Here is a 25,270-nt window from a genome sequence, read left to right as displayed (position 1 = left end):
GCTCTCTAGTGTAGGTGTGCGCTGAGCTTATCTCCGACTATGGTCTGTTTTATTAGCTGGAGCGCCGCACTTCATTACCTTTGAGCTAATTCAAAAATGGAAATCCGCCATTTCCGCTACTTCCTCGCCGTCGCCAGGCAGCGCAATTTCACCCGCGCTGCCGAGCAACTGGGCATCGCGCCGCCGACCTTGAGCCGCCAAATTCAGGACATGGAAGCCACGCTGGGCACGCGCCTGTTTATCCGTCAGCAACGTGAAGTCAGCCTCACCGAAGCCGGCACCGCCTTGCTGATCGAGGCTGAAGCCACCGTGCGCCAGTTCGAGTTCGCCCAACGCAACGCCCAGCGCGCCGGGCGGGGAGAAATCGGGCATATCGAATTGGGCTATGTGGCTTCGGCGGTGTATTCGGGGCTGCTGCAAAAACAAATGCAGGCGTTCAGCCAGGCGTTTCCCGATGTGAGCGTGAATGTGCGCGAATGCGCCATGGCGTCCTTGCCCGGCGCGGTGGCCGACGGGCGTTATGACATCGGCTATATCCGCTCGCCCATGACCTTGCCCGACGGCGTGGAGGCAGTGCGCCTGGACAGCGAAGGCTTTGTGTTGGCGCTGCCTCAGGACTCCTGGCTGCTGGGGCTTAAGGTCATCGGCTGCGAACACCTGCAAAACGAGACGTTTATATTGCCGGAACAAATCAACGGCACCTTGCACGTGGCGGCCCAAGGCGGCTTCGCGCCGCGCCTGGGGCCGCAGCCGGGCGGGTTGGTTGCGGTGGTGGCGTTGGTGTCGTTAGGGCAGGGCGTGGCGGTGGTGCCGGCATCGATGGTCGGGCATGTGGGTTTGCCGGGCGTGGTCTACCGCACGATTCATCAGGATGATGCAGCGTTGTCGTGGCTGTCGCTGATTCACCGGCGCTTTGAAAAAGCGCCGGCGGTGGCGCGTTATATCCAGCAGGTCAAGCAGTCAGCCGTGGCTGCACCGAATCGGCCAGGCGCGTAAGAATCAGGCAGCACGACACCGCCCCCGCATCCAGTACACCCAGCGAGCGCTCGCCCAGGCGGCTGGCGCGACCGATTTTGGCGATCAGGTCTTTGGTCGAATCGCGCCCTTGGGACGCGGCGGTTTTCATCGCCTCCAGCGCATCATTAAACGACGCGCCACTGGCATGCGCACGCTCAAAGGCTTCAACTGCCGGGATCAGCGTGTCCATCAAGCACTTGTCGCCCACGCCCGCTTCGGTGATGTCCTGCAACGAGGTCAGGCCGCCGCGCAGCAGGTGGGCAAAGGTTGCCGCGTCGATGTCATCGCTGCTGCGCACTTCGTCGGCCATGCCGATAAACAGGCTGCCATACAGCGGCCCCATGGAGCCGCCGATGCCTTCCATCAGGCTCAGGGTCAGTTCATCCAGGGCTTCGGCCAGGGTCAACTGGCGGCCTTCGAGGCTGCGCCCGCAATGGGCAAAGCCCTTGGCCATGTTGATGCCGTGGTCGCCGTCGCCAATGGCGCCGTCGATTTCACTGAGGTATTCACGGTTGGCCACGATCACGCTGACCAGGTCAGCGACAATGGCGCTGCCGTCGCGGGTGGAAAAATGCTGGCTCATGGTTCACTCCGCCTGGGTCATGCCGATGGAACGGCAGGGTTGGTCGATCAGGGTTTTAAGCTCCGCGTCGAGGCCGAGCAGGGTCAGGGTCACGCCCATCATTTCCAGGGAGGTGAAGTAGTTGCCGACGTAGCAACGGTGAATCTTCAAACCCTTGGCCTTGAGTTGGCTTTCGACCTCGGCGTAGAACACATACAACTCCATCACCGGTGTGGCGCCCAGGCCAGAAACCAGCACCACCACACTGTCATCCTGGCTGAAATCGCGGTCGGCGAGGATCGGCGCGAGCATGCGCTCGGCCATGGCGGCAGCCGGTTCAATGGCGATCACTTCAATGCCCGGTTCGCCGTGATGGCCGATGCCCAGTTCCATCTGGCCATCGGGAATCTGGAAGTTCGGTTTGCCCACGGCCGCAATGGTGCAGGGCGTGAGGCCGATGCCGATGGAGCGGCAGTTATCCACGGTTTTCTGTGCGACGCGAATCACGCCATCCAGGTCGTAATGCTGGGCAGCCGCAGCGCCGCCGATCTTCCACATGAATATTTCGCCGGCCACGCCACGGCGCTTGGCGATATCGGCCTTGGGCGCGGAAGCCACGTCGTCGTTGGCGACCACGGTGCGGATGCGCATGTCTTTGCTGGCAGCCATTTTCATGGCCAGCTTCACGTTCATGTTGTCGCCGGCGTAGTTACCGTACAGGCAGGCCACGCCCGCGCCATGGTCAGCGGCGCGGAAGGCGTCGAAAAAGCTTTTGGCGGTGGGTGAAGAGAAAATCTCGCCGACGGCCACGGCATCCACCAGGCCTGGGCCGACGTAACCGAGGAAGGCCGGTTCATGGCCGGAGCCGCCGCCGGTGACGATGCCGACGCGGCCGGCTGCCGATGGCTTGGCCTTGGTGATGACCCTTGGGTTGGTTTCGTACTGGCGCAGCTCGGGGTGCGCGACCAGGATGCCGCGCAGCATGTCCTCGACCACTTGGTCCGGATCGTTGATGACTCGATTCATAACGCGGGTTCCTGTTCTTGTTCTTAAAGGGCAACACTTTTAATTGTGAAAGCTGGCTTATTGTGGCGAGCAAGCTTGCTTGCGCTGGGGTGCGAAGCGCCCCCAAAAAGCCGCAGACCGCTGCGCAGTCAGCGGAAGCAAGCTCCCTCGCCACAGGAAGCCCGGCTCCCACAGGGTCAGGGGGTGTCGCTGAAGTCAGGGTTGCAGGACTACTTTGAGCGACTTGTCCCCGCGCTCCATCACCGCAAATGCTTCCTTGAAGTCCGCCAGCGCAAACTTGTGAGTCACCACGTCGCGCATGTCGATCTTGCGGTTACCGATAAAGTCGATGGCGCGCGGGTACATGTAGGGTCCCAGGTGTGAACCCAAAATATCCAGTTCCTTGCGGTCGCCGATGATCGACCAATCTACCGTGGCCTCGTCATTGAACACGCTGAATTCGACGAAACGCCCCAGCTTGCGCAGCATCGCGAGGCCCTGGTTTACCGCCTTGTGGTGCCCGGTGGCTTCGATATAAATGTCGCACCCATAGCCGTCGGTGATCGCGCGGATCTTGGCCATCACGTCGACTTCGGCCGGGTTCCACACCTCGTCGGCGCCCATGCGCAAGGCGAGGGCGGCGCGTTCGGGTTTCATGTCCAGCACGATGAGCTTTTTCGGGTTGCGCAGGCGCACCGCGCCGATAATGCCCAGGCCCAAGGTACCGGCACCGGCGACCACCACCACGTCGTCATGGTCGACATTCGCGCGTTCGGCCGCGTGCAGCGAGCAGGCCAGCGGCTCGATCAAAATGGCTTCATCCGGGGCGATGGATTCCGGGACTTTGTGGATGATGCCTTCCTTGGTAAAGATCATGTACTGGGCCATGGCGCCCTGCACGTTGTTCTGGAAACCGTAGAGGTCGTGCTTCTGGCACATCCAGTACTGGCCGTGGTTGCAGAAACGGCAGCCCCAGCACGGCACGATCTGCTCGGAGATCACTCGGTCACCGACTGCCACGCCACGTTTTTCTGCGCCTGGGCCGAGGGCAACCACACGGCAGACGAACTCATGCCCCGGAATCATCGGCGGCTTCACATAGCGCGGTTGCTCGGCATCGCCCCAGAACGACGGCGCGCCGCGATAGGTCTTGATGTCACCCATGCAGATGCCGCACAGCTCGACTTTGGTGAGAATCTCGTCGGGGCCGGGCGTGGGCACGTCGACAGTTTCCAGGCGATAGTCTTCCGGGCCGTGGCAGACCACGGCCTGCATGGTTTTCGGGATGACCGGGGAGAGGTGTTCAGGTGTGCGTTCGGTGGCGGTGGACATGGCAAAAACCTCACGACAAAAGATGAATTACTGAATGCTGTAGCCGCCATCGATCACCATGTTGGCGCCGGTGATCATCTGCGCGGCGTCGCTGAGCAGGTACAGCGCCAGCCCGGCGATTTCTTCCGGCTGGGCGAAGCGGCCGGCCGGGATCTGCAATTTGGCCTTTTCACCCACTTCACCGGCCCAGGCTTTTTTGCCCAGGGCGGTCTCGACGATGGTCGGGGAAATGGCGTTGACGTTGATCTGTGGCGCCCATTCCATGGCGAGCACTTTGGTCATGCCGACGATGGCGGCCTTGCTCGCGCAGTAGGCGACGTGACGGTCCAGGCCAATCACGGCGGCCTGGGAGGCCAGGTTGACGATGCGCCCGCTGCCCTGCGCCAACATGTGTCTGGCGCAGGCCTGGGCCACAAAGAAGCTGGCCTTGAGATTGATGTCCAGGGTGGTGTCCCAGGCGCTTTCGCTGACGTCGATGGCCTTGTCCAGCAACACCACGCCGGCGCTGTTGATCAGGTAATCCAGGCGCTGGAAGTGTTCGAATACGCTGTCGATGGTGCGCTGTATCTGGCCGATCTGGCCGAGGTCGACGGCAATACCCAGGTGGCCGTTGCCCAGGCTGGCCGCGACGTGCACCACCGCCGGGTCGCGGTCGAGCAAGGCCACGCGGGCGCCGCGCTCCACCAGCAGGTGGGCGCAGGCCAGGCCAATGCCGGCGGCGCCGCCGGTGATCACCGCGCAACGGCCGGTGAGGTCGAAGGCTTGGTTCCAGAATCCAGACATGAATGACTCCATTTTCGAAAGCAGTTGATCGTTCCCACGCTCTGCGTGGGAATGCCGCCTGGGACGCTCTGCGTCCCGATGTTGGGTGACGCGGAGCGTCACGGGATGCATTCCCACGCGGAGCGTGGGAACGATCAAGCTACTTGCCGCCGCTGACTTGTTGGTACAGCGCATCGGCATTCGCGTTAGTGACGGGCACCCACGGCAGGATGTAGTTCTTGGCGGTGCCATCGCCCCATTTCACGTCCTTGCCGTAGCGCTCCCAGATCACCGATTGCGGCTTGTAGTCCTTGCCGGCCAGTGCGCGCAACGCCACATCCAGCGCGCCTTGGGATTGGGCCTGGGCGTCTTGCAGGAAGGTGGTGACTTCGTCTTTCTTCGCCGCCTGGATCGCGTCCGGCATGCCGTCGATAGAGGTGACCGGCACGTCTTTGGAGGTCAAGCCGTGGGACTTCAGCGCCTGCACGGCACCCAGGGCCATATCGTCGTTTTGCGCGATCACGCCGTTGATGCCTTTGGGGTGCGCGTTCAGCCAGTCTTCGGTGAGGGTCAGGGCCTGGGCGCGGTCCCAGTTGGCGGTCTTTTTCTCGATGATCTTGATGTCCGGGTGCTTGCTCAGCACTTCCAGCTCGCCCTTTTCCCGGTCGATCTGCGCCGACTGGCCAATCGGGCCCTGGATGATCACCACATTACCTTTGCCGTTGAGCTTGTCGACCATGGCCTGGGCCTGCAGGCGGCCGCCTTCCACGTCGTCGTTACCCACATAAGGCACGGAGGCATCGGCTACTTTCGTATTGGAGGCGATGACCACCACGTCGTTGCTCATGGCTTGCTTCACGGTGCCGACACCGGCCTTGGTGTCGATCGGCACGAACAGGATGGCGTCGTAGTGCTGGGTCACCATGTTTTCGATCTGGTTGTTCTGGGTCAGGGCGTCATAGTTGCCGTCGAACACCGTCAGTTGCACGGTGCCGTCTTTGACCGCCGGGTGTTCTTTCAGCTCGCGGACCCAGTTCTGCATGAACTGGCCCTTGAGGCCGTAGACGGCCGCGCCGATCTTGTAGGTCTTGCCATCGGCGGCAAAGGCAATGCTGCTGGCGAGCAGGGTGAGGGTCGCCGCAGCGGCCAAAGTGGTACCAAGTTTCATGAGTAGAGCTCCGGTTATTGTTGTGGGTCGTTCTCTAGCGTTTTTTCTTGCGCCACACGTCGATCAGTACTGCGAACACGATGATCAGGCCCTTGGCGACCTGCTGGTAATAGGAGGACACGCCGAGCAGGTTCAGCCCGTTGTTGATCACGCCGATCAGCAGCGCACCAAACAGCGTGCCGACAATGCTGCCGGTGCCGCCCGACAGGCTGGTGCCGCCGATCACCACGGCGGCAATCGCGTCCAGCTCATAAGAAACCCCGGCCTGGGGCAGGGCGGAGGTGGTGCGTGCCGAGAGCACTACGCCGGCCAACCCGGCGAGCAGACCCGAGACCACGTACACCGAAAACATCACCTTGCGCACGCCGATACCCGAGGTGCGCGCACTCTTTTCATTGCCGCCCACCGCGTACACGTAGCGGCCGTAAGTGGTATAGCGCAGCACCATCCAGAAGATCAGCGCGACCACTGCGAAGATCACGATGGGCACGCCAATCGGGCCGATCTTGCCGATGCCCAGCGCCAGGTAGGCGTCGGGCAGGTCGGTGATCGGGCTGCCGTCATTGAGGATGAAGGTCATGCCCCGCGCGATGCTGAGCATGCCGAGGGTGGCCACGAACGGCGGGATCGACAGGTTGGCGACCATAAAACCATTGACCACACCGAGCATCGCACCGGCAAACATCCCCGCACTGACTGCCGCCAGCAGGCCATAACCCTGGGTCGCAACCATGGCGCTGCACAGCCCGGCAAAGGCCAGGATCGAGCCCACCGACAGGTCGATGCCCTTGGTGAGGATCACGTAGGTCATGCCTACGGCCAGGATGCCGTTGATCGAGGTCTGGCGCAGGATGTCCATCCAGTTGCGCCAGGTCATGAAGTATTCGCTGGAAAACGCCATCACCACGCACAGCAGGATAAACACCAGCGGCAGGCCGAAGCGGTCGAGAGACAAGCGCAGGCGATTGCGCGGCGCGGTGGTCATGGGCGGTGCGATGGTTTTGGCATTCATGAGGCAAGACTCAACAAGGCTTCCTGGGAAAGGGCGGTGTCGGTGCTGATGGTCACCAGTCGGCCGCCCTTGAATACGGCGATGCGATCACTTAAATGCAGCAGTTCCGGTGCTTCGGACGACACCACGATGGCAGCGCCACCGGCGCGCACGAACTGGTCGAGCAGGTGGTAGATCTCCTGCTTGGCGCCTTCATCGATGCCACGGGTCGGCTCGTCGCAGAGCAGGCACACCGGCTCGGTCGACAGGCATTTGGCGAGCACGACTTTCTGCTGGTTGCCGCCGCTCATGGACGCTACCGGCAATTCCAGTGAACTGGTCTTGATCTGCAGGCGCTTGACCATGTCCTCGGCCAGTTGGGTTTCCTTGCGCGCATTGATCAGCGACCAACTCGACAGGCGCTTGTAGGCCGACAGTGCAATGTTGGACAGAATGCTGCCGGTGAGCACCAGGCCGCTGTCTTTGCGGTCTTCGGTGACCAGCGACATGCCGGCGTTGATCGTGGCTTTGGGCAGGCCGATGGGCATGGGCTTGCCTTGCAGGGTCACGCTGCCGGAGTCCGCAACCGTCAGCCCATAGATGCAGTTGAGAAACTCGCTGCGCCCCGAACCCATCAGCCCATAGATGCCGAGGATTTCGCCCTGGCGCAGTTGCAGGCTGATGTCGTGGAACTCGCCATTGCGGCTCAGGTTGTCGACTTGCAGGCAGGTATTGGCGGCGCATTCGCGGCCGACCTTGTGGTCGATGCGTGTCAGCTCCTGGCCGACAATCCCGCGCACCAGGTGGTTGCGGTCGATATCGGCCATGCGCCCGCTTTCCACAAAGGCGCCGTCACGGAAGATGCTGTACTCGTCGGCGATCTGCGCCAGCTCGCTCAAGCGGTGCGACACGTAGACGATGCCGGCGCCGCGCGCGGTGAGGCGGCGAATGGCCTTGAACAGGGTTTCCGCTTCGCGCTCGCCGATTGCCGAGGTCGGTTCGTCCATGATCATCACCTGGCAGTCATGGCTGAACGCCTTGGCGATTTCCACCAGTTGAATCTGCGCCACGCTCAGGCGGTGCATGGGGCTGGTGGCATCGACCTCGAATTCCAGGCTTTCGAGCAGCTCGCGGGTGCGGCGGTTGAGGGTCTTGCTGTCGACGATGCAACCGGCGCGGCGCGGTTCGCGGCCCAGCCAGATATTTTCGGCGACGGTCATGTAAGGGATGGGCTCCAGTTCCTGGGTGATCATCGCGATCCCCGCCGCCAGGGCTTCACTTGGGCGGTTGAACTGTACGGGCGTGCCGTTGAGCAGGATGGTCCCGGCGTCACGTTGGGTGATGCCCATCAGGATGCTCAGGAAGGTCGACTTGCCGGCGCCATTGCCGCCGCACAGCGCATGCACGCTGCCGGCCCGCAGAGAAAGGCGCCCGTCACGCAGGGCAGGCACCCCGGCGTAAGCCTTGGCGACGTGTTCAGCCTGGAGCAGTAATGGCGTGGCCATCGGCGTGTCCTCGTGCTGTGAATTCTTATTAGGTCGCACAGTCATGTTTTGCTGTGATCATATGTGTATCAAATGAAATTCTGATCAGTCAATCGCTTTCACTAAAAAGTTATAAATACGCTTGTTTGCGCAAATCAGGCCTGTTTAGACGGCTTTGACTAGGAGGTCAGCTAAAACTCGCTTGACAGAAGGGCTGCAATACCCGAGAAATAACTGAGCGAAATTTCATTGACTGATCAAATGATCAGTCTAAAGCACCTAAACGGCAGCGGAGCCAGACGCCATGAACACACCTTTCCCGGTGGCTATCGGATGCGATGAAGCGGGTTTTGAGCTCAAAGAGCTGTTAAAGCGCCATATCGAGGCGCTGGGTTACCCGGTGACCGACTTCGGCACCCACTCCACCGCGCCGGTGCTGTACCCGGACATCGCGCTGGCGGTGGCCACCGCCATCAATGCCGGGCAGCAACGCCTCGGCGTGCTGGTATGCGGCACCGGGATTGGCATGGCCATCTCGGCCAATAAAGTACTGGGCATTCGTGCGGCCCAGGCCCATGACACCTATTCGGCGGAGCGCGCACGCAAGAGCAACGATGCACAAATCCTCTCTATTGGCGCACGGGTGATCGGCGCCGAACTGGCCAAAAGCATCGTCAAATCGTTTCTGGAGTCGGAGTTTGAGGCGGCGCGTTCCGGGGCCAAGGTCGAGCGTATCAACGCGATCGAGCGCGATGGGCATCAGTAGTGGACGGGACGGGGCAAGAGTCGGGAGAATGGGTTTTTGACGCCGAAACGGAAGCCCGTCCCCATGAGTGACAGTACCCAGCGCATTGCCAGCGATATCGATCAGATGACCGAAGTGGCGATGCTCTATTACCTTGAGAACGTCACTCAGGAGGCCATTGCCAAGCGCTTCGACCTGTCGCGGGCCAAAGTCAGCCGCTTGCTCAAGCGTGCGCGCGATGAAGGGATTGTCGAGGTGCGGGTGTTGCAGCACCCGGCGATGAACAACGAGCTGGAGCGGGCATTGGTGGAGCGCTTCAAGCTGGACCGCGCTTTGATTGCGGTCGACCACAGCGAACCCGACACCCAGCGCTCGGCCGTCGCCAGCCTGGTGGCCAATTACCTGAACAAAACCTTGAGCGACGGCATGATCGTCGCCGTCGGCATGGGCCGTAACGTTGGCGCGGTAGCCGACAACGTGTTCTTGCCGGTGACGCGCAACTGCACATTTGTCTGCGCGATTGGTGGTTCGCTCAAGGCGGGCGAATACATGAACCCTGACCATATCTGCCGACGCCTGGCCCTGCGTTTTGGTGGCGAGAGTGAAAGTCTGTATGCGCCGGCACTGGTGGCCAACCCGGAATTGCGCGGCGTGCTGATCAACAATGACACCGTGCGCTCAACCCTTGATCGGGCGCGGCGTGCAGACATCGCGCTGATCGGCATTGGCGACATGAGCGAGAACAGCAACATGGTGCGCATGGGCTGGTTCTCGCCGCAGGAGATCGCCCAGGCGCGCTTGTCCGGCACGGTGGGTGACATGATGGGGTATGACTTTATCGACATCCACGGCCAGCCGGCGGTCAACGCGATTCAAGGTCGGGTGATCGGGTTGACCGTGCAGGAGTTGTTTCGCATCCCGGATGTGGTGGCGATTGCCAGCGAGAACACCAAGGCGGCGGCGACGCTTGGCGCGTTGCGCTCGGGGGTGATTAATACGTTGGCGACCACGGTGACGAATGCGCACACGATTCTGGCGCTGGATGATGCGACGCGTAAGTCCTGAATGTACAAAGGTCAAAAACTGTGGGAGCTGGCTTGCCTGCGATACAGACAACTCGGTCTTTCAGTAACACCGAGGTGATGCTATCGCAGGCAAGCCAGCTCCCACAGGGGTTATGTGTTGGGCTTACAGATTTTGTAATAGTTTTGCAGTGTGGGAAATTTGAGTTTCGACTGTACGATTCAAGTCCTTTTCTCACTGCAGGACTTGCATGAACACCCTCTCGGAGCCTCCCAGTCGTCTTTCCCCAAGGCACCCACTGTCGCTGTTCCCGCTGAAGCATCCCGTATTCCGACTGCTAACCTTGTCCCGGTCCACTGACCGCGCCTTGCCGTGTCCGGCGTTCTGAAAACTTTAAAGAGACTCTATTAAATGGAATGGTTAGCGGATCCAACGGCCTGGCTCGGCCTGTTGACCTTGATTGTGCTGGAACTGGTGCTGGGCATCGACAACCTGGTGTTTATCGCGATCCTGGCGGACAAATTGCCGCCGGAGCAGCGCGACCGTGCGCGGTTGATCGGTTTGTCGCTGGCGTTGCTGATGCGTTTGGGCCTGCTGGCGAGTATTTCCTGGTTGGTGACGCTCACGCAGCCGCTGTTCGAGGTGTTCGACAAGAGCTTCTCTGGGCGTGACCTGATCATGTTGTTTGGTGGTGTGTTCCTGTTGTTCAAGGCCACCATGGAGTTGCACGAACGCCTTGAAGGCCATGTGGCGCAGCGCACGGGCAATGTGGCTTACGCCATGTTCTGGCCGATCGTGGCGCAGATCGTGGTGCTCGACGCGGTGTTCTCCCTCGACGCGGTGATTACCGCCGTGGGCATGGTGGATGAGCTGGCCGTGATGATGATCGCGGTGATCGTGTCCATCGGCCTGATGATCGTGGCGAGCAAGCCGCTGACCCGTTTCGTCAACGCGCACCCGACGGTCATTATGTTGTGCCTGGGCTTTTTGATGATGATTGGTTTCGCCCTGACCGCCGAAGGCCTGGGCTTCCATATTCCCAAAGGCTACCTGTACGCGGCGATTGGTTTCTCGATCCTGATCGAGCTGTTCAACCAGATTGCCCGCGCCCGTCGCAAGAAGTCGGCGCAGGGCACCTTGCCCGTGCGCCAGCGTACCGCCCATGCGGTGATGCGTTTGCTCGGTGGCCGCAGTTTGGCGGTAGAGGGCGTGGATGACGACGTTGCTGACCTGCTGGGCGAGCCGGATGCCGGCCAAGGCCCGCTGTTTGATCGACGTGAGCGCGTGATGATCAGCGGCGTGCTGCAATTGGCCGAGCGGCCGATCCGTACCTTGATGACGCCGCGGGCCAAGGTCGACTGTATCGATCTGGCGGACGACGCCGACACCATCCGGCAAAAACTGATGCATTCGTCCTATTCGCGCCTGCCGTTGATCCGCAACGGCGCTGTGGATGAGCCGTTGGGTTTTGTGCACAAAAAGGAACTGCTCAAGGAGTACCTGGCCGGCAATGAGCCTAACCTTGAGCACCTGGCGCGCCGGGCGGTCAATTTGCTGGAGAGCTTTTCGATCCTGAACGCCCTGGAGCAAATGCGCCAGGAGTCAACTCACATTGCGTTCGTGATCAACGAATTCGGCGACTTCATGGGCGTGTTGAGCATGACCGACATCCTTGAGTCCATCGCCGGTGAGTTGCCGGACGCCAGCGAAATCGAAGGGCCGGATATTGTCGAGGAGGGCGAGGGCTACCGCGCCAATGGCGCCTTGAACCTTAACCTGGTGCGCCAGCGTACCGGCTTCAAGGCTGCCGCAACCCAGGACTATCAAACCCTCGCCGGGTTGGTGATGAGCCTGCTCGACCGCCTGCCCGTGGTGGGTGATAGCCTGGAGCATGAGGGCTGGCGCTTGACCGTCGCGGCGGTTGAGGAGCGTCGGGTCATACAGGTGCTGTTATTTCCCTTGATGAATAATCCTCAAACAGGTCGCTGAAAAACGCATCAGCGTCTAAGGGGCGGCCAACAAGCTGCTCCTGCACCTTGCCAAACTGGTACACCAGCGTCGCCGGGGTGCCCGATACGCTGGGCACCCTCGGATTTCGGTCGGTATTCACGATCAGTGCTGTTACAGGGCCAGCGTATTGTTTGGCGATGGTCTCGAACCTCTCGTCGAGTCCAACGCAGCCCGGGCAATCGGGATGAGTGAATAACACGATGGCCGCCGCATATTTTTTCAGTTGCGCCTCGTAGTCCTCCAGATCGCTGTAAGTCATGCTTGCAATGCCCATAGGATTTCCTTGCGTGCCCGCTCATAGACGTTGGGTACATACGCTAGAACTGCCGGGCAGGGCCGTCTACTGTCAACCTTCACAGGTAGACATGCTCACGCATCCATGGCGCGCGCACTGCAAGGGTGCGCGGTAACACTGTTCTGGCGCACTCGATTGAGGGTTGTCACCGGTGTGTGGGGTCTTGGGTAGCAAGCCGATTCGAAAGGGTGGCGTAACGCCGCGTCCTGGCCAGTTAACTATCCATATGATTTAAAAAGAATTTATCCCTGACATTTTTTTCCGTTAGCGCGTGTGGCACACTTTCTGCTGTCTATTCCGTTGTTACATACCAAGTTCCGGTATAGCGGAATACACAACTCCTGGAGTGCTTGTCATGCATCACCGACCTTCCGTGTTTAAAGCGTGTGTTTTTCTCTTCGCCGCATCGGCTTCCCTCGCAAGCGTTGTGCACGCGGCGGACAGCAAGCTCGATGATGTGCTCAAACGTGGGCATCTCATTGTGGGTACAGGCAGTACCAATGCGCCGTGGCACTTCCAGGGAGCGGATGGCAAGTTGCAGGGTTTTGATATCGACATCGGCCGAATCGTGGCTAAAGGTTTGTTCAACGACCCAAGCAAGGTCGAGTTTGTGGTGCAGTCCTCTGACGCGCGTATTCCCAACCTGCTGACCGACAAGGTCGACATGAGTTGCCAGTTCATCACCGTCACCGCCAGCCGTGCACAGCAGGTTGCCTTCACCCTGCCTTACTACCGCGAAGGTGTGGGCCTGTTGCTGCCGAACAACAGCAAATACAAGGAAATCGAAGACCTGCAAGCGGCGGGCGATGGCGTGACCGTGGCCGTGCTGCAAAACGTGTATGCCGAAGAGCTGGTGCACCAGGCGTTGCCAAAGGCCAAGGTTGACCAGTACGACAGCGTCGACCTGATGTACCAGGCGGTGAACTCCGGCCGTGCCGATGCCGCCGCCACCGACCAGTCCTCGGTCAAGTACCTGATGGTGCAAAACCCGGGCCGCTACCGCAGCCCGACCTACGCCTGGAGCCCGCAAACCTACGCGTGCGCGGTCAAGCGCGGCGATCAGGACTGGCTGAACTTCGTCAACACCGCGCTGCATGAAGCCATGACCGGCGTGGAATTCCCGGCCTACAAAGCCTCGTTCAAGCAATGGTTCGGTGTGGATTTGCCAGAACCTGCGATCGGTTTCCCGGTTGAGTTCAAGTAAATCGTAAATCCTGGGGCGTCGCTGACGGCGCCCCGAGCAGGTACTGCCGACCATGAACTATCAGTTGAACTTTGCCGCCGTGTGGCGTGATTTCCCCAGCTTGCTGGCGGGGCTCGGCCTGGGCCTCGAACTGGCCTTGCTGTCGATCGCCATCGGTTGCGTGATCGGCCTGATGATGGCGTTTGCCATGCTGTCCAAGCACCGGGCGTTGCGAATCTTCGCCTCGGTGTATGTGACGGTGATCCGCAATACGCCGATCCTCGTGCTGATCCTGTTGATCTACTTTGCCTTGCCCACACTGGGGATCCGGCTCGACAAGATCCCCTCGTTCATCATCACCCTGTCGCTGTATGCCGGTGCTTACCTGACCGAAGTGTTCCGCGCCGGGCTGTTGAATATTCCCAAGGGCTTGCGTGAAGCCGGCTTGGCCATCGGTTTGGGTGAGTGGCGAATCCGCGCCTACATCACCGTGCCGGTGATGCTGCGCAACGTGTTGCCGGCCCTGTCGAACAACTTTATTTCGCTGTTCAAGGACACGTCGCTGGCGGCCGCGATTGCGGTGCCGGAGCTGACCTACTACGCCCGCAAGATCAACGTCGAAAGCTACCGGGTGATTGAAACCTGGATGGTCACGACCGCGCTCTACGTGGCGGCCTGTTACTTCATTGCCATGCTGCTCCGTTACCTGGAACAGCGTCTGGCGATCCGTCGTTAAGGAGGGTTTGCATGTACGAGTCCCCAAGCTGGCTGCATGAGTTGTGGATCGCCCGGGATACGCTCTGGGCGGGGTTTCAAACCAGTATTTATTGCTCGGTGCTGGCGATTATCTTTGGCACGCTGATCGGTATCTTTGCCGGGTTGATCCTCACCTACGGCAAGTTCTGGATGCGCGCGCCGTTTCGTCTGTACGTCGACCTGGTGCGCGGTACGCCGGTGTTTGTGCTGGTGCTGGCGTGTTTTTACATGCTGCCGGCGCTCGGTTGGCAGATCAGCGCGTTCCAGGCCGGCGCCGTCGGGTTGACGCTGTTTTGCGGCTCCCACGTGGCGGAAATCGTGCGCGGCGCGCTGCAAGCCATTCCCCGTGGGCAATTGGAAGCGGGCAAGGCGATTGGGCTCACGTTCAAACAATCGCTGACCTACGTGCTGTTGCCCCAGGCGTTGCGCCAGATCCTGCCGACCTGGGTCAATTCCTCCACCGAAATCGTCAAGGCCTCGACCTTGCTCTCGGTGATCGGCGTGGCCGAACTGCTGCTCAGCACCCAGCAAGTCATCGCACGTACCTTCATGACCCTGGAGTTCTACCTGTTCGCCGGGTTTCTGTTCTTTGTCATCAACTACGCCATCGAGTTATTCGGTCGCTACATTGAAAAGCGGGTGGCCTTGCCATGAACCAACCTCAAACCAACCAACCGCTGCTGAACATTCGCGGCCTGCGTAAACAATACGGCCAGGTCGAAGTGCTCAAGGGCGTCGACCTGTCCATGCAGCGCGGCAACGTGGTGACGTTGATCGGCTCCAGCGGCTCGGGCAAGACCACTTTGCTGCGTTGCGTCAACCTGCTCGAAGAGTTCCAGGGCGGGCAGATCAGCCTGGACGGCGAGTCCATCGGCTACAGCGAAATCGCCGGTAAACGTGTGCGTCACCCCGAGCGGGTGATTGCCCAGCACCGTGCGATGACCGGCATGGCCTTCCAGCAATTCAACCTGTTTCCGCATCTGACCGCGTTGCAAAACGTCACCCTTGGCCTGCTCAAGGTCAAGAAGATGGGCAAGGACGAGGCTGTGGCCCTGGCCGAAAAATGGCTGGACCGCGTAGGTCTGCTGGAACGCCGCAACCACTTCCCCGGTCAACTTTCCGGCGGTCAGCAACAGCGCGTGGCGATTGCCCGCGCCATTGCCATGAACCCCAGCCTGATGCTGTTTGATGAAGTCACCTCGGCCCTCGACCCGGAACTGGTGGGCGAAGTGCTCAGTGTGATCAAGGGGTTGGCGGAAGAGGGCATGACCATGTTGCTGGTCACCCACGAAATGCGCTTTGCCTATGAAGTGTCGGACAAGATCGTCTTCATGAACCAGGGCCGCATTGAAGAGCAGGGGGCGCCAAAAGACATCTTCGAACGCCCGCAATCGCCGCGCCTGGCGGAATTTTTGAAGAACATTCGTTTTTAATCAGGAGCAATTTTTATGAGCATCACTCGTTACGGTGCCGGTAGCACTGCCGGCGGCGGCCAGCCGCGTCCTTTTGCCCGCGCTGTGGAAGCCGACGGCTGGCTCTACGTGTCGGGCCAGGTGCCGGCGGTAGACGGTGAAATCATCACCGGCGGCATCATCGAGCAAACCCGCCAGACCATGCGCAACGTGGTGGCGATTCTGGAAGAGGCCGGTTACGAACTCAAAGACGTGGTGCGCGTCGGCGTATGGCTGGAAGACCCACGGGACTTCTGGAGCTTCAACAAAGTGTTCGGCGAATACTTCACCCCGGAACACGCCCCGGCACGCGCCTGTGTGCAGGCCAACATGATGGTGGACTGCAAGGTCGAGATCGATTGCGTGGCCTACAAGAAAAAAGGCTAAATGCCCCTCTCTTGAGATCACTGAAATCCAATGTGGGAGCTGGCTTGCCTGCGATGACGGCGTGTCAGGCAGCCCTGGGTAACTGAACCACCGCCATCGCGGGCAAGCCCGCTCCCACAGGGTATCACTGTGCAGCATTACCACTATGACCGGACCGACGACTGCCATGACCGAAGACACCATCAAACGCCGCGCCAAAGGACTGGACCGTGCATTCGATATCCTCGATTTTCTCAAGGAGATCGGCCAGCCCCTGCGCCCGAATGATATTGCCAGCGGCATCGGCAGCCCCAAATCCACCGTCTATGAACTGGTCGCGTCGTTGCTGGAGCGGCGCATTCTGGAGACGGTGGGCAAGGACGGTCACGTCTACCTCGGCCGCCAGCTGTACTTTCTCGGCCAGGCGCACCTGCGCCACTTCGACCTGACCCGCGAGGCCGACCACGCCTTGCAGGAGATCGTCAGCCAGACCCATGAAACCGCGCAGATGTGCCTGCTTAACGGGCGCAAATACACGGTGGCGCTGATGCGCGAAGGCGAGCGGCATTTTCGTATCTCCTCGGACATCGGCGAAAACGCGCCAATCCCCTGGACCGCTTCCGGGCGCTTGTTGCTGGGGCACTTGAGCGACCAGCAGATCATCGACCTGATCGACTACGACGACTTCATCCTGCCGGACGGCCAGCGCCTGCCGCTGGAAACCTTCCTGGCGCAAATCCGTCAAGCCACCCTCGATGGGTTTTTCTCCTTCGACAGCGTGGCCGACACCTTCACCCATTGCTTTGCCGCCCCGGTGCGGGACGCGCAGGGCATCAGCATTGCGACCTTGTGCATCGTTGCACCGCGCGCCGATGCGATCAAAAACTACAACGACTATCGCCGGGTGTTGATTGACAGCGCCAATAACCTGGCCCGGCGTATCAACGAATAGGAGTACTTCATGTCTGCCCTCAATGCCGTTGAAAAAGGCGCCGCCGCCGTCGGTGCCCACCTGGTGCGCGACGTCAGCCTGCCGGCCCTGGTGCTGCACCGCGATGCACTGGAACACAACATCCGCTGGATGCAGGCATTTGTCAGCAACAGCGGTGCAGAGCTCGCGCCCCATGGCAAAACCAGCATGATGCCGGCGCTGTTCCAGCGTCAGATCGAGGCGGGCGCCTGGGGCATCACCCTGGCTAACGCCGTGCAGACCCGCGCCGCCTATGCCGGTGGCGTGCGCCGCGTGTTGATGGCCAACCAGCTGGTGGGCGCGCCGAACATGGCGCTGATCGCCGACCTGCTGGCGGACCCGGATTTTGACTTTCACTGCATGGTTGATCATCCGGACAACGTCGCTGACCTGGGGCTGTTTTTCGCCGCCCGTGGCCTGCGCCTGAACGTGATGATCGAATACGGCGTGGTCGGTGGCCGTTGCGGGTGCCGCAGCGAGCAGGAAGTGCGCGAGCTGGCAAAGGCAATCAAGGCCCAACCGGCCCTGGCCCTGACGGGTATTGAAGGCTACGAAGGTGTGATCCACGGCGAACACGCCGTCAGCGGCATCCGTGACTTCGCCGCCAGCCTGGTGCGCCTGGCCGTGGACCTGCAAAACAATGGCTCGTTCGACTTGCCCAAGCCGATCATCACCGCCTCGGGGTCGGCCTGGTACGACCTGATCGCCGAGTCGTTCGAAGCGCAAAACGCCGCCGGGCGCTTCCTCAGCGTGTTGCGCCCCGGCAGCTATGTGGCCCACGACCATGGCATCTACAAAGAAGCGCAGTGCTGCGTGCTTGATCGTCGCGGCGACCTCAACGAAGGCCTGCGCCCGGCCCTGGAAGTCTGGGCACACGTGCAATCGATGCCCGAGCCTGGCTTTGCGGTGGTTGCCCTGGGCAAGCGCGACGTGGCCTACGACGCCGGTTTGCCGGTGCCGCTCAAGCGCTACAAGGCCGGGATTGTGCCGGCTGAAGGCGATGATGTAACCGCGTGCAAAGTCACGGCGGTGATGGACCAGCACGCGTTCATGACGGTGGCGCCGGGGGTTGAGTTGCGTATCGGCGACATCATCTCCTTTGGCACTTCGCACCCGTGCCTGACCTTTGACAAGTGGCAGGTGGGTTGCCTGGTGGATGAGCGGTTGCAGGTCGTTGAATCCTTGGATACCTGCTTCTAGACCGCGTCGTGGCCATCGCAGGCAAGCCAGCTCCCACATTTGAAGTTGAAATGCATTCCAGCTGTGGGAGCTGGCTTGCCTGCGATGAGGCCCTCCCACACACCAAGAGTCCTCAGGCATGAACACAACTCCCTGCATCGCCCTGATCGGCGAATGCATGATCGAACTGCAACACCGCGCCGATGGCAGCCTGCAACAGAGCTTCGGCGGCGACACCCTGAACGCGGCGGTGTACCTGCGCCGCGAGTTGGGCACCGTTGGTACGGTCGACTACGTGACCGCCCTGGGCGATGACAGTTTCAGCGATGCCATGTGCCAGCAATGGACCGCCGAAGGCCTCGGGCTGGGCATGGTCCAGCGCCTGCCCGGGCGTCTACCGGGGTTGTACTGCATCCAGACCGACGCCAATGGTGAACGCAAATTCCTCTACTGGCGCAACGAAGCCGCTGTGCGCGACTGCTTTACCACGCCGGCAGCCGAGCCGATCCTGGCTGCGTTGCCGGACTACGACGTGGTGTATTTCAGTGGCATCACCCTGGCGGTATTGGGCGAAGTCGGGCGTGAGCGCTTGCTGCAAACCCTGATCGAAACGCGCCGGCGCGGTGGCAAGGTGGTGTTCGACAACAACTATCGCCCGCGCCTGTGGGCGAGTGTCGACGCGGCGCGCGCGGCGTATCACCAGGTGTTGGCCGAGGTGGATATCGCCCTGCTGACCGAGGATGACGAGCGCGCGTTGTTTGGTTATGCCAACAGCGAGCAGGTGTTCGCGGCGTACCCGGCGATTGCAGAAGTGGTGCTCAAGCGTGGCGCGGATGCGTGCTTGATCCGTTGTGATGGCGAGCGCTTTGCAGTGCCGGCGCTGAAGGTCGAGAAGGTGGTGGATACGACGGCGGCGGGGGACTCGTTCAGTGCGGCGTATTTGGCCAGTCGGCTCAAGGGCGGCTCGCCTGAACAGGCGGCGTTGGCCGGGCATCGGTTGGCGAGTAGGGTGATTCAGGTGCCCGGGGCTTTGATTGCGCGGTGAATGGCCGCCTGCGGCGGTTCGCAGGCAAGCCAGCTCCCACATTTGACTGAATTTTTCCAGTTGAAATGCGCTCAAGTGTGGGAGCTGGCTTGCCTGCGATAGCGGTCCTGAGCCAACCCCTCAGTCGCGGTAAAACACCTGCACCAGGTGGTAACCAAACTTGCTCTTGATCGGCCCGTGCACCACTTTCACCGGCTTCTTGAAGATCACCGCATCAATAACCCCCACCATCTGCCCAGGCCGCACTTCACCCAAATCACCGCCGCGCTTGCCGGAGGGGCAAGTGGAGTACTTTTTGGCCAGCACATCAAACGCTTCGCCCTTGGCAATGCGCTGCTTGAGCTGTTCGGCTTCTTCGCTGGTTTTCACCAGAATATGACGGGCTTGGGCTTTCATAAGGTTCTACCAGGTGTGCGACGGCGCGCGATTATGCCTGAACTCATTCGTCGACGTTGATCATGCTGCGGATTTTAGTCGCCAGCAGATCAATGGAAAACGGCTTGGCCACCATGTCCATGCCGTCCTCCAGGAAGCCCTGGCGCTCGGCGGCTTGTTCAGCGTAACCGGTCATGAATAATACGCGCAGGCCAGGCCGGTGCTGACGGGCGATTTCGGCCAGTTGCCTGCCGTTCATGCCCGGCAGGCCGACATCGGTGACCAGCAGGTCCACGCGCAGGTCCGATTCCAGCAGCGGCAGCGCGGTGCGCGCATCTGCCGCCTGGTGAGCGGTGTAGCCCAGCTCGGCGAGCACATTGACCACCAGCATGCGCACCGCCGGGTCATCCTCGACCACCACCACCGCTTCACCGGCGAGTGCCAGCGGCGCTTCGCCCAAATGCGGCGGCAGGTTGCTTTCCAGCGCGGTGCCGTGCAACCGCGGCAGGTACAGGCGCACGCAGGTGCCCTGGCCGGGTTCGCTTTGGATGGTCACATGGCCGCCGGATTGCTGGGCAAAGCCGTAGATCATCGACAACCCCAGGCCGGTGCCCTGGCCGATGGGCTTGGTGGTGAAGAACGGGTCGAAGGCCTTGGCGAGAATCTTCGGCGCCATGCCGGTGCCGTTGTCGCAGACGCCGAGCATCACGTAGTCGCCGGCCTTGACCGGCTCCAGCGTGGTGATGTCGGTGCCGTCCAGGTAACTGTTGGCAGTTTCGATGCGCAATTCGCCGCCGTCGGGCATCGCGTCGCGAGCATTGATCACCAGGTTGAGCAAGGCGTTTTCCAGCTGGCTGGCATCGGTGTTGACCGGCCAGATATCTTTGCCCAATTGCACCTTGAGCGTGATATGCGCGCCTTTGGTGCGACGGAACAAATCTTCCAGGGACGCCACCAGCTCGTTCGGGTCCAGTGGCCGGCGGTCCAGCGACTGCCTGCGGGAGAAGGCCAGCAGCCGGTGGGTGAGGGCGGCCGCGCGATGGGCGGACGACACGGCCGCATCGGTAAAACGGCCGATTTCGTCGCTGCGCCCGGCGGCGATATAGCGCTGCATCAAGTCCAGGCTGCCGATAATGCCGGTGAGCATATTGTTGAAGTCATGGGCGATACCGCCGGTGAGCTGGCCGACCGCTTCCATTTTTTGTGCATGGCGCAGTGCGTCTTCGGCGCGCTCACGCTCGAACATCTCGTTTTGCAGGCGCTGGTTGGCCTCGGCCAATGCCTGGGTGCGCTGGGCCACGCGTTCTTCAAGGTTTTCGTTGAGGTGGCGCAGGGCTTCTTCGGTGAGTTTGCGTTCGGTCTCATCGATCACAAAAATGTAGAAACCATTCACCGAGCCGTCATTGCTGAAGCGCGGCAAGTACTTCATCAGCGCATGGCGCGGCCGGCCGTCGCGGTGCGGGGTGATGGTCATGAAGCTGCAGGCCTTGCCGCGCAACGCGGCGTCGATCTTGTCCGCGCGCCCGGCATACACCTCGTCGCCGAGTACTTCGCGGATGCTTTTGCCGTACAGCTCCTGGGGCGTCATGCCGTACCAATCGAGGTAGGCGCTATTGTTGAGGCGAAAGCGCTGCTCGTGGTCGACATAACCGATCAGCACCGGCATGGCGTTGATGATCAGTTGCAGCTCGGTCTGGCTTTGACGCAGCGCCTGTTCGGTCTGCTTGCGCTCGGTCAGGTCCAGCGCGGCCCCCAGGAAACGCGCCGGGCGGCCTTGGTGGTCCTTGTAGCAGCGGCCGCGGGCAAACACCCAGCGCACCTGGCCATCGGCCTGCAGCAGGCGGTATTCCTCGGCGTATTCGGTGCCGAAGGTGATGCAATGCTTGATGCTGCGCGCGACCATGCCGCGGTCTTCGGGGTGAACGCCGTGCAGGTAGTCGCTGATGGGGAGCAGGCCGGCGTCTTGCGGGTCGACACCGTGCAAGTGGGCAAAGTGGGCGTCGGCGATAAAGCGGTCTTCGCCGATATCCCAGTCCCAGGTGCCCACCGCATCGGTTGCCGCCAGTGCCAGTTGCAGACGTTGTTCGCTGTTGTGCTGGGCCTTGAGGCTGTCCTCGGAGCGCTGTTGCAGTTCGAGGGTTTTGCTGCGCCGCTCATTGGTCTCGATGGCAGTGACCAAGATCCCGGCCACGCTGCCGCCTTCGTCGCGCACCGGGCTGTAGGTGAGGTCGAGCCAGATTTCGGTGTCGCGGTTATTGCGTTGCAGCACAAAGCGCTGTTCGCTGAAGGTGCGCACCTGGCCGCCGAGCACCGCGTCGTAGATCGGCGCAGTAAAACTCTCAAGCTCCGGCCAGGTGTCATGGGCCGGTTGGCCCAGCGCCTCGGGATGCTTGTTGCCCGCGAGCACGGCGAAGCTGTCGTTATAGAGCTGGGTGAGCTGGCTGCCCCACAACAGCAGCATCGGCATCGGTGAATGGACGACGATATCGACGGCTGTGCGCAGGCTTTGTGGCCAGTCATCGGCCTCACCGAGCGGGCTTTGCGCCCAGTTCAGCCGCGCAATCAATGCGGCGGCTTCGCTACCGGTGGATGTTCCATTCATGAAAAAGCCCTGCACCTGACACTTTGAAATACGACAACAGCCGATTATCCCGCGAGACGGGAACGGCTGACTACCCCTCGAAAAATAGCATGCATTGAGGGGTTGTCTTCAAATCAGTGCGTCAGAGCTGAAACCTTTCATCCGTCCGCCAGCTCAGGGCGGTTGCGAAACTGTTCCAGCGCCTGCGGGTTTGCCAGGGCATCGGTGTTTTTGACCGGCTCGCCATGCACCACATTACGCACCGCCAGTTCGACGATTTTGCCGCTGATGGTGCGCGGTATGTCGCCGACGGCGAGGATCTTCGCCGGGACATGGCGCGGCGTGGTGTTGGCGCGGATCACCTGACGAATCTGCTGCTCCAGCGCGTCATCCAGCGTGACGCCTTCGTTGAGCCGCACAAACAACACCACCCGCACATCGTCCTGCCAGCGTTGGCCGATGGCCAGGCTCTCCAGCACCTGCGGGACTTTTTCCACCTGGCGATAAATTTCTGCGGTGCCGATGCGCACACCGCCGGGGTTGAGCACCGCGTCGGAGCGCCCATGAATCAGCAGGCTGCCATTGGGGCGCTGTTCGGCGTAGTCGCCCTGGGCCCACACGCCGGGGAACTGGCTGAAATACGAAGCCCGCAGTTTTTTCTGGTCGGGGTCATTCCACAGGCCAATCGGCATGGCCGGAAAGTGCCGGGTACACACCAGCTCGCCTTTTTCCCCGACCAGCGGCCGGCCCTGGTCGTCCCACACTTCGATGGCCATGGCCAGGCTCTTGCACTGCATTTCGCCGCGCCGCACCGGCAGCACCGGGTTGCCGATCACAAAGCAGGAGACGATATCGGTGCCGCCCGACATTGACGACAGGCACAACTCGGCCTTGATCTCGCGGTACACATAGTCGTAACTCTGCGGCGACAGCGGCGAGCCGGTCGAGATCAGGCCTTTGAGGCTGCCTAAGTCGTGGCTCAGGCGCGGTTGCAGGCCGGCCTTTTCCAGGGTGGCGAGAAACTTGGGGCTGGTACCGAATACGCTGATTTTTTCCGCGTCGATCAGGTCGATCAGCCGCTCGGGGCCGGGGTGAAACGGCGAGCCGTCATACAGCACCGCCGTGGCACCCAGGGCCAGCACTGACACCAGCCAGTTCCACATCATCCAGCCGCAGGTGGTGTAGTAGAACAGGCAGTCTTCGCGCGACAGGTCGGCGTGCAGGCCGTGTTCCTTTAGATGGGTGAGCAGCACGCCGCCGGTGCCGTGAATGATGCACTTGGGCACGCCCGTGGTGCCGCTGGAGTACAGGATATACAGCGGATGATCGAACGGCACCGCGACAAATTCAGGCTCGCCGCCGGGTTGGTAGAAGTCGTTCCACAGTGCGACCCTGGCGTGGGTGCGGTAGTCCTCGACGCGCGCCTGGGGCTGGGCATACGGCACGATGATCAACTGTTCCAGGGACGGCAGGCGTTCGAGGATTTCATTGAGTTTGGTGCTTTGGTCGATGTTTTTGCCGGCGTAGCGGTAGCCTGCGCAGGTGATCAACACTTTGGGTTCTATCTGGCCGAAACGGTCGATCACGCCTTGGGTGCCGAAGTCCGGCGAGGAGCACGACCAGATCGCGCCCAGGCTGGTGGTGGCAAGCATGCCGACCAGGGTTTGCCAGGTGTTGGGCATGCACGCAGCCACGCGGTCGCCCTGGGTCACACCGGCCGCCCGCAAGCTGCGCTGCAAGCCTGCGACATGCTCGGCCAGTTCGGCATAGGTCAGTTGTTCGCGCTGGCCCTCTTCGCTGACCGCCACCACCGCCGGGTGAGCATCCCGACGGCGCAGCAGGTGTTCGGCAAAGTTCAGGGTCGCCCCGGGGAACCACTCGGCGCTGGGCATTGCCGCGCCTTCGATCAGTGTGGTGCTGGGCGGGTTGCGAAAGTGTACGTCGAAAAAGGACACGATCGCCTGCCAGAAGGCTGGGCGCTGGTCGATGCTCCACTGGTGCAGGGCTGGGTAGTCGCGCAGCTGCACGCCGTAGCGTTGGTTGATGAAGCGCCGGAACTGGTCCATTCGCGTGTTGGCGATGCGTTCGGGAGAGGGTTGCCAGAGGATCTCGGACATTTGCGCAATCTCTTGTTTTTGTACAAATCCTCCAGCCAACACAGGTCGAAACTGTGGGAGCTGGCTTGCCTGATTTACTGGGCCAGCCAGCCGCCATCGATATTCCACGCGGCGCCGCGCACTTGGGCGCCAGCTTCACTGCACAGGAACAACACCAACTCACCCAGCTGTGGCGGCGTCACAAACTCCAGCGACGGCTGTTTCTCGGCCAGCAAATCATGCTGCGCCTGCTGCGGATCAACGCCCTTGGCCGCGCGATCATCAATCTGCTTTTGCACCAGCGGCGTCAACACCCAGCCTGGGCAGATGGCATTGCAGGTGACGTTACCGGTAGCGGTCTCCAGGCCCACCACCTTGGTCAGGCCGATGACCCCGTGTTTAGCCGCCACGTAGGCCGCCTTGCCCACCGAGCCGACCAAGCCATGCACCGACGCGATATTGACGATGCGCCCCCAGCCCTTGGCCTTCATGCCCGGCAGACTCAAGCGCGTGCTGTGGAACACCGACGACAGGTTGATCGCGATGATCGAATCCCAGCGCTCCACCGGAAAGTCTTCCACGGCCGCCACGTGCTGAATGCCGGCGTTGTTGACCAGAATGTCGACGCCGCCGAACTCGCGCTCGGCGTAGGCAAACATGTCGGCAATTTGCGCCGGGTCGCTGACGTCCGCCGGGTGATGCCCGACCTTGCCGCCGAACGCCTGCACCTGGGCGATCACCGCGCTGGCGTCGCCGAAGCCGTTGAGGATCAGGTCGGCGCCAGCCTTGGCCAGGCTCAGTGCGATGCCCAAGCCGATGCCGCTGGTGGAGCCGGTAACCAGGGCGGTCTTGCCATTCAAAGTCGTCATGAAAA

Annotated in this window: 24 protein-coding genes; 12 read left to right on the top strand and 12 right to left on the bottom strand. The window is 61.4% G+C overall.

Annotated elements, in window-relative coordinates:
- Nucleotides 1-96: 96 nt before the first annotated feature.
- Nucleotides 97-996 carry a LysR family transcriptional regulator gene (locus AB4P96_RS19620; RefSeq protein WP_395599957.1) on the top strand — a complete coding sequence of 300 codons (900 nt, stop codon included), beginning with the start codon at nt 97-99 and terminating at the stop codon, nt 994-996.
- On the opposite strand, the gene dhaL is transcribed toward AB4P96_RS19620, so the two are convergent.
- The 7 genes from dhaL to AB4P96_RS19585 form a co-directional block, all read right to left on the bottom strand.
- Nucleotides 953-1,600, bottom strand: a complete 648-nt coding sequence (gene dhaL / locus AB4P96_RS19615; protein ID WP_017135926.1) for a dihydroxyacetone kinase subunit DhaL — start codon at nt 1,598-1,600, stop codon at nt 953-955. The two genes, AB4P96_RS19620 and dhaL, sit on opposite strands and share 44 nt — an antisense overlap.
- Before the next feature lie 3 nt (nt 1,601-1,603).
- A complete protein-coding gene (locus AB4P96_RS19610) occupies nt 1,604-2,605 on the bottom strand; it encodes a dihydroxyacetone kinase subunit DhaK (protein ID WP_017135925.1) in 1,002 nt (333 codons plus the stop codon).
- A 195-nt stretch (nt 2,606-2,800) separates the two neighbouring features.
- Complete coding sequence (locus AB4P96_RS19605; protein WP_017135924.1) at nt 2,801-3,916, bottom strand: erythritol/L-threitol dehydrogenase; 1,116 nt, start codon at nt 3,914-3,916, stop codon at nt 2,801-2,803.
- A gap of 27 nt (nt 3,917-3,943) precedes the next feature.
- On the bottom strand, nt 3,944-4,699 hold the full coding sequence (locus AB4P96_RS19600; protein ID WP_395599956.1) for an SDR family oxidoreductase: 756 nt from the start codon (nt 4,697-4,699) through the stop codon (nt 3,944-3,946).
- A 139-nt stretch (nt 4,700-4,838) separates the two neighbouring features.
- Entirely contained in the window at nt 4,839-5,846 is a 1,008-nt protein-coding gene (locus tag AB4P96_RS19595; RefSeq protein WP_017135923.1) for a substrate-binding domain-containing protein, read from the bottom strand.
- Nucleotides 5,847-5,880: 34 nt separating this feature from the next.
- Nucleotides 5,881-6,858 carry an ABC transporter permease gene (locus tag AB4P96_RS19590; protein WP_017135922.1) on the bottom strand — a complete coding sequence of 326 codons (978 nt, stop codon included), beginning with the start codon at nt 6,856-6,858 and terminating at the stop codon, nt 5,881-5,883.
- On the bottom strand, nt 6,855-8,342 hold the full coding sequence (locus tag AB4P96_RS19585; RefSeq protein ID WP_099549144.1) for a sugar ABC transporter ATP-binding protein: 1,488 nt from the start codon (nt 8,340-8,342) through the stop codon (nt 6,855-6,857). Before AB4P96_RS19585 ends, AB4P96_RS19590 begins: the two co-directional genes overlap by 4 nt.
- 283 nt (nt 8,343-8,625) lie before the next feature.
- On the opposite strand from AB4P96_RS19585, the gene rpiB reads away from it, so the two are divergent.
- The 3 genes from rpiB to AB4P96_RS19570 all read left to right on the top strand — a co-directional run bounded on the left by rpiB (nt 8,626) and on the right by AB4P96_RS19570 (nt 12,078).
- On the top strand, nt 8,626-9,087 hold the full coding sequence (gene rpiB / locus AB4P96_RS19580; protein WP_016969738.1) for a ribose 5-phosphate isomerase B: 462 nt from the start codon (nt 8,626-8,628) through the stop codon (nt 9,085-9,087).
- Between the two features lie 63 nt (nt 9,088-9,150).
- The gene (locus AB4P96_RS19575; protein ID WP_017135920.1) at nt 9,151-10,131 is read left to right on the top strand and encodes a sugar-binding transcriptional regulator; all 981 of its coding nucleotides are present in this window, start codon (nt 9,151-9,153) and stop codon (nt 10,129-10,131) included.
- A gap of 369 nt (nt 10,132-10,500) precedes the next feature.
- Nucleotides 10,501-12,078: a TerC family protein gene (locus tag AB4P96_RS19570; protein ID WP_017135919.1), complete on the top strand. Its 1,578-nt coding sequence runs from the start codon at nt 10,501-10,503 to the stop codon at nt 12,076-12,078.
- On the opposite strand, the gene AB4P96_RS19565 is transcribed toward AB4P96_RS19570, so the two are convergent.
- Nucleotides 12,026-12,373 carry a co-chaperone YbbN gene (locus AB4P96_RS19565; RefSeq protein ID WP_017135918.1) on the bottom strand — a complete coding sequence of 116 codons (348 nt, stop codon included), beginning with the start codon at nt 12,371-12,373 and terminating at the stop codon, nt 12,026-12,028. The genes AB4P96_RS19570 and AB4P96_RS19565 overlap by 53 nt on opposite strands.
- 376 nt (nt 12,374-12,749) lie before the next feature.
- On the opposite strand from AB4P96_RS19565, the gene AB4P96_RS19560 reads away from it, so the two are divergent.
- The 8 genes from AB4P96_RS19560 (at nt 12,750) to AB4P96_RS19525 (ending at nt 19,344) form a co-directional block, all read left to right on the top strand.
- Nucleotides 12,750-13,598: a transporter substrate-binding domain-containing protein gene (locus tag AB4P96_RS19560; RefSeq protein WP_017135917.1), complete on the top strand. Its 849-nt coding sequence runs from the start codon at nt 12,750-12,752 to the stop codon at nt 13,596-13,598.
- Nucleotides 13,599-13,650: 52 nt separating this feature from the next.
- Nucleotides 13,651-14,313, top strand: coding sequence for an amino acid ABC transporter permease (locus AB4P96_RS19555; protein WP_017135916.1), 663 nt, complete (start codon nt 13,651-13,653; stop codon nt 14,311-14,313).
- A gap of 11 nt (nt 14,314-14,324) precedes the next feature.
- Nucleotides 14,325-14,987 carry an amino acid ABC transporter permease gene (locus tag AB4P96_RS19550; RefSeq protein ID WP_017135915.1) on the top strand — a complete coding sequence of 221 codons (663 nt, stop codon included), beginning with the start codon at nt 14,325-14,327 and terminating at the stop codon, nt 14,985-14,987.
- The gene (locus AB4P96_RS19545; RefSeq protein WP_017135914.1) at nt 14,984-15,766 is read left to right on the top strand and encodes an amino acid ABC transporter ATP-binding protein; all 783 of its coding nucleotides are present in this window, start codon (nt 14,984-14,986) and stop codon (nt 15,764-15,766) included. The genes AB4P96_RS19550 and AB4P96_RS19545 overlap by 4 nt, the downstream gene beginning before the upstream one ends.
- Nucleotides 15,767-15,781: 15 nt before the next feature.
- Nucleotides 15,782-16,171: a RidA family protein gene (locus tag AB4P96_RS19540; protein WP_010210958.1), complete on the top strand. Its 390-nt coding sequence runs from the start codon at nt 15,782-15,784 to the stop codon at nt 16,169-16,171.
- A gap of 166 nt (nt 16,172-16,337) precedes the next feature.
- Complete coding sequence (locus AB4P96_RS19535) at nt 16,338-17,102, top strand: IclR family transcriptional regulator (protein WP_106580124.1); 765 nt, start codon at nt 16,338-16,340, stop codon at nt 17,100-17,102.
- Nucleotides 17,103-17,111: 9 nt separating this feature from the next.
- Nucleotides 17,112-18,320, top strand: coding sequence for an amino acid deaminase (locus AB4P96_RS19530; RefSeq protein WP_395599955.1), 1,209 nt, complete (start codon nt 17,112-17,114; stop codon nt 18,318-18,320).
- A gap of 118 nt (nt 18,321-18,438) precedes the next feature.
- The gene (locus AB4P96_RS19525; protein WP_395599954.1) at nt 18,439-19,344 is read left to right on the top strand and encodes a sugar kinase; all 906 of its coding nucleotides are present in this window, start codon (nt 18,439-18,441) and stop codon (nt 19,342-19,344) included.
- Nucleotides 19,345-19,464: 120 nt separating this feature from the next.
- Here AB4P96_RS19525 and AB4P96_RS19520 read toward each other — a convergent pair whose 3' ends face one another.
- The 4 genes from AB4P96_RS19520 to AB4P96_RS19505 all read right to left on the bottom strand — a co-directional run bounded on the left by AB4P96_RS19520 (nt 19,465) and on the right by AB4P96_RS19505 (nt 25,265).
- Nucleotides 19,465-19,740, bottom strand: a complete 276-nt coding sequence (locus tag AB4P96_RS19520; protein ID WP_010564624.1) for a peptidylprolyl isomerase — start codon at nt 19,738-19,740, stop codon at nt 19,465-19,467.
- 43 nt (nt 19,741-19,783) lie between these two features.
- Nucleotides 19,784-22,321, bottom strand: a complete 2,538-nt coding sequence (locus AB4P96_RS19515; protein WP_236447059.1) for a PAS domain-containing sensor histidine kinase — start codon at nt 22,319-22,321, stop codon at nt 19,784-19,786.
- A gap of 137 nt (nt 22,322-22,458) precedes the next feature.
- Entirely contained in the window at nt 22,459-24,417 is a 1,959-nt protein-coding gene (locus AB4P96_RS19510) for an acetoacetate--CoA ligase (protein WP_395599953.1), read from the bottom strand.
- A gap of 74 nt (nt 24,418-24,491) precedes the next feature.
- Nucleotides 24,492-25,265, bottom strand: a complete 774-nt coding sequence (locus AB4P96_RS19505) for a 3-hydroxybutyrate dehydrogenase (RefSeq protein ID WP_395599952.1) — start codon at nt 25,263-25,265, stop codon at nt 24,492-24,494.
- Nucleotides 25,266-25,270 lie beyond the last annotated feature (5 nt).

Origin of the sequence: Pseudomonas sp. B19125 (assembly GCF_044218855.1) — a bacterium.
Classification (GTDB): domain Bacteria; phylum Pseudomonadota; class Gammaproteobacteria; order Pseudomonadales; family Pseudomonadaceae; genus Aquipseudomonas; species Aquipseudomonas edaphica.
This window is presented reverse-complemented; position numbering and strand designations above follow the sequence as displayed.

Coding starts and splice junctions, on each gene's coding strand:
- AB4P96_RS19620 (WP_395599957.1), top strand. CDS start 97: ATGGAAATCCGCCATTTCCGCTACTTCCTCGCCGTCGCCAGGCAGCGC.
- dhaL (WP_017135926.1), bottom strand. CDS start 1,600: ATGAGCCAGCATTTTTCCACCCGCGACGGCAGCGCCATTGTCGCTGAC.
- AB4P96_RS19610 (WP_017135925.1), bottom strand. CDS start 2,605: ATGAATCGAGTCATCAACGATCCGGACCAAGTGGTCGAGGACATGCTG.
- AB4P96_RS19605 (WP_017135924.1), bottom strand. CDS start 3,916: ATGTCCACCGCCACCGAACGCACACCTGAACACCTCTCCCCGGTCATC.
- AB4P96_RS19600 (WP_395599956.1), bottom strand. CDS start 4,699: ATGTCTGGATTCTGGAACCAAGCCTTCGACCTCACCGGCCGTTGCGCG.
- AB4P96_RS19595 (WP_017135923.1), bottom strand. CDS start 5,846: ATGAAACTTGGTACCACTTTGGCCGCTGCGGCGACCCTCACCCTGCTC.
- AB4P96_RS19590 (WP_017135922.1), bottom strand. CDS start 6,858: ATGAATGCCAAAACCATCGCACCGCCCATGACCACCGCGCCGCGCAAT.
- AB4P96_RS19585 (WP_099549144.1), bottom strand. CDS start 8,342: ATGGCCACGCCATTACTGCTCCAGGCTGAACACGTCGCCAAGGCTTAC.
- rpiB (WP_016969738.1), top strand. CDS start 8,626: ATGAACACACCTTTCCCGGTGGCTATCGGATGCGATGAAGCGGGTTTT.
- AB4P96_RS19575 (WP_017135920.1), top strand. CDS start 9,151: ATGAGTGACAGTACCCAGCGCATTGCCAGCGATATCGATCAGATGACC.
- AB4P96_RS19570 (WP_017135919.1), top strand. CDS start 10,501: ATGGAATGGTTAGCGGATCCAACGGCCTGGCTCGGCCTGTTGACCTTG.
- AB4P96_RS19565 (WP_017135918.1), bottom strand. CDS start 12,373: ATGGGCATTGCAAGCATGACTTACAGCGATCTGGAGGACTACGAGGCG.
- AB4P96_RS19560 (WP_017135917.1), top strand. CDS start 12,750: ATGCATCACCGACCTTCCGTGTTTAAAGCGTGTGTTTTTCTCTTCGCC.
- AB4P96_RS19555 (WP_017135916.1), top strand. CDS start 13,651: ATGAACTATCAGTTGAACTTTGCCGCCGTGTGGCGTGATTTCCCCAGC.
- AB4P96_RS19550 (WP_017135915.1), top strand. CDS start 14,325: ATGTACGAGTCCCCAAGCTGGCTGCATGAGTTGTGGATCGCCCGGGAT.
- AB4P96_RS19545 (WP_017135914.1), top strand. CDS start 14,984: ATGAACCAACCTCAAACCAACCAACCGCTGCTGAACATTCGCGGCCTG.
- AB4P96_RS19540 (WP_010210958.1), top strand. CDS start 15,782: ATGAGCATCACTCGTTACGGTGCCGGTAGCACTGCCGGCGGCGGCCAG.
- AB4P96_RS19535 (WP_106580124.1), top strand. CDS start 16,338: ATGACCGAAGACACCATCAAACGCCGCGCCAAAGGACTGGACCGTGCA.
- AB4P96_RS19530 (WP_395599955.1), top strand. CDS start 17,112: ATGTCTGCCCTCAATGCCGTTGAAAAAGGCGCCGCCGCCGTCGGTGCC.
- AB4P96_RS19525 (WP_395599954.1), top strand. CDS start 18,439: ATGAACACAACTCCCTGCATCGCCCTGATCGGCGAATGCATGATCGAA.
- AB4P96_RS19520 (WP_010564624.1), bottom strand. CDS start 19,740: ATGAAAGCCCAAGCCCGTCATATTCTGGTGAAAACCAGCGAAGAAGCC.
- AB4P96_RS19515 (WP_236447059.1), bottom strand. CDS start 22,321: ATGAATGGAACATCCACCGGTAGCGAAGCCGCCGCATTGATTGCGCGG.
- AB4P96_RS19510 (WP_395599953.1), bottom strand. CDS start 24,417: ATGTCCGAGATCCTCTGGCAACCCTCTCCCGAACGCATCGCCAACACG.
- AB4P96_RS19505 (WP_395599952.1), bottom strand. CDS start 25,265: ATGACGACTTTGAATGGCAAGACCGCCCTGGTTACCGGCTCCACCAGC.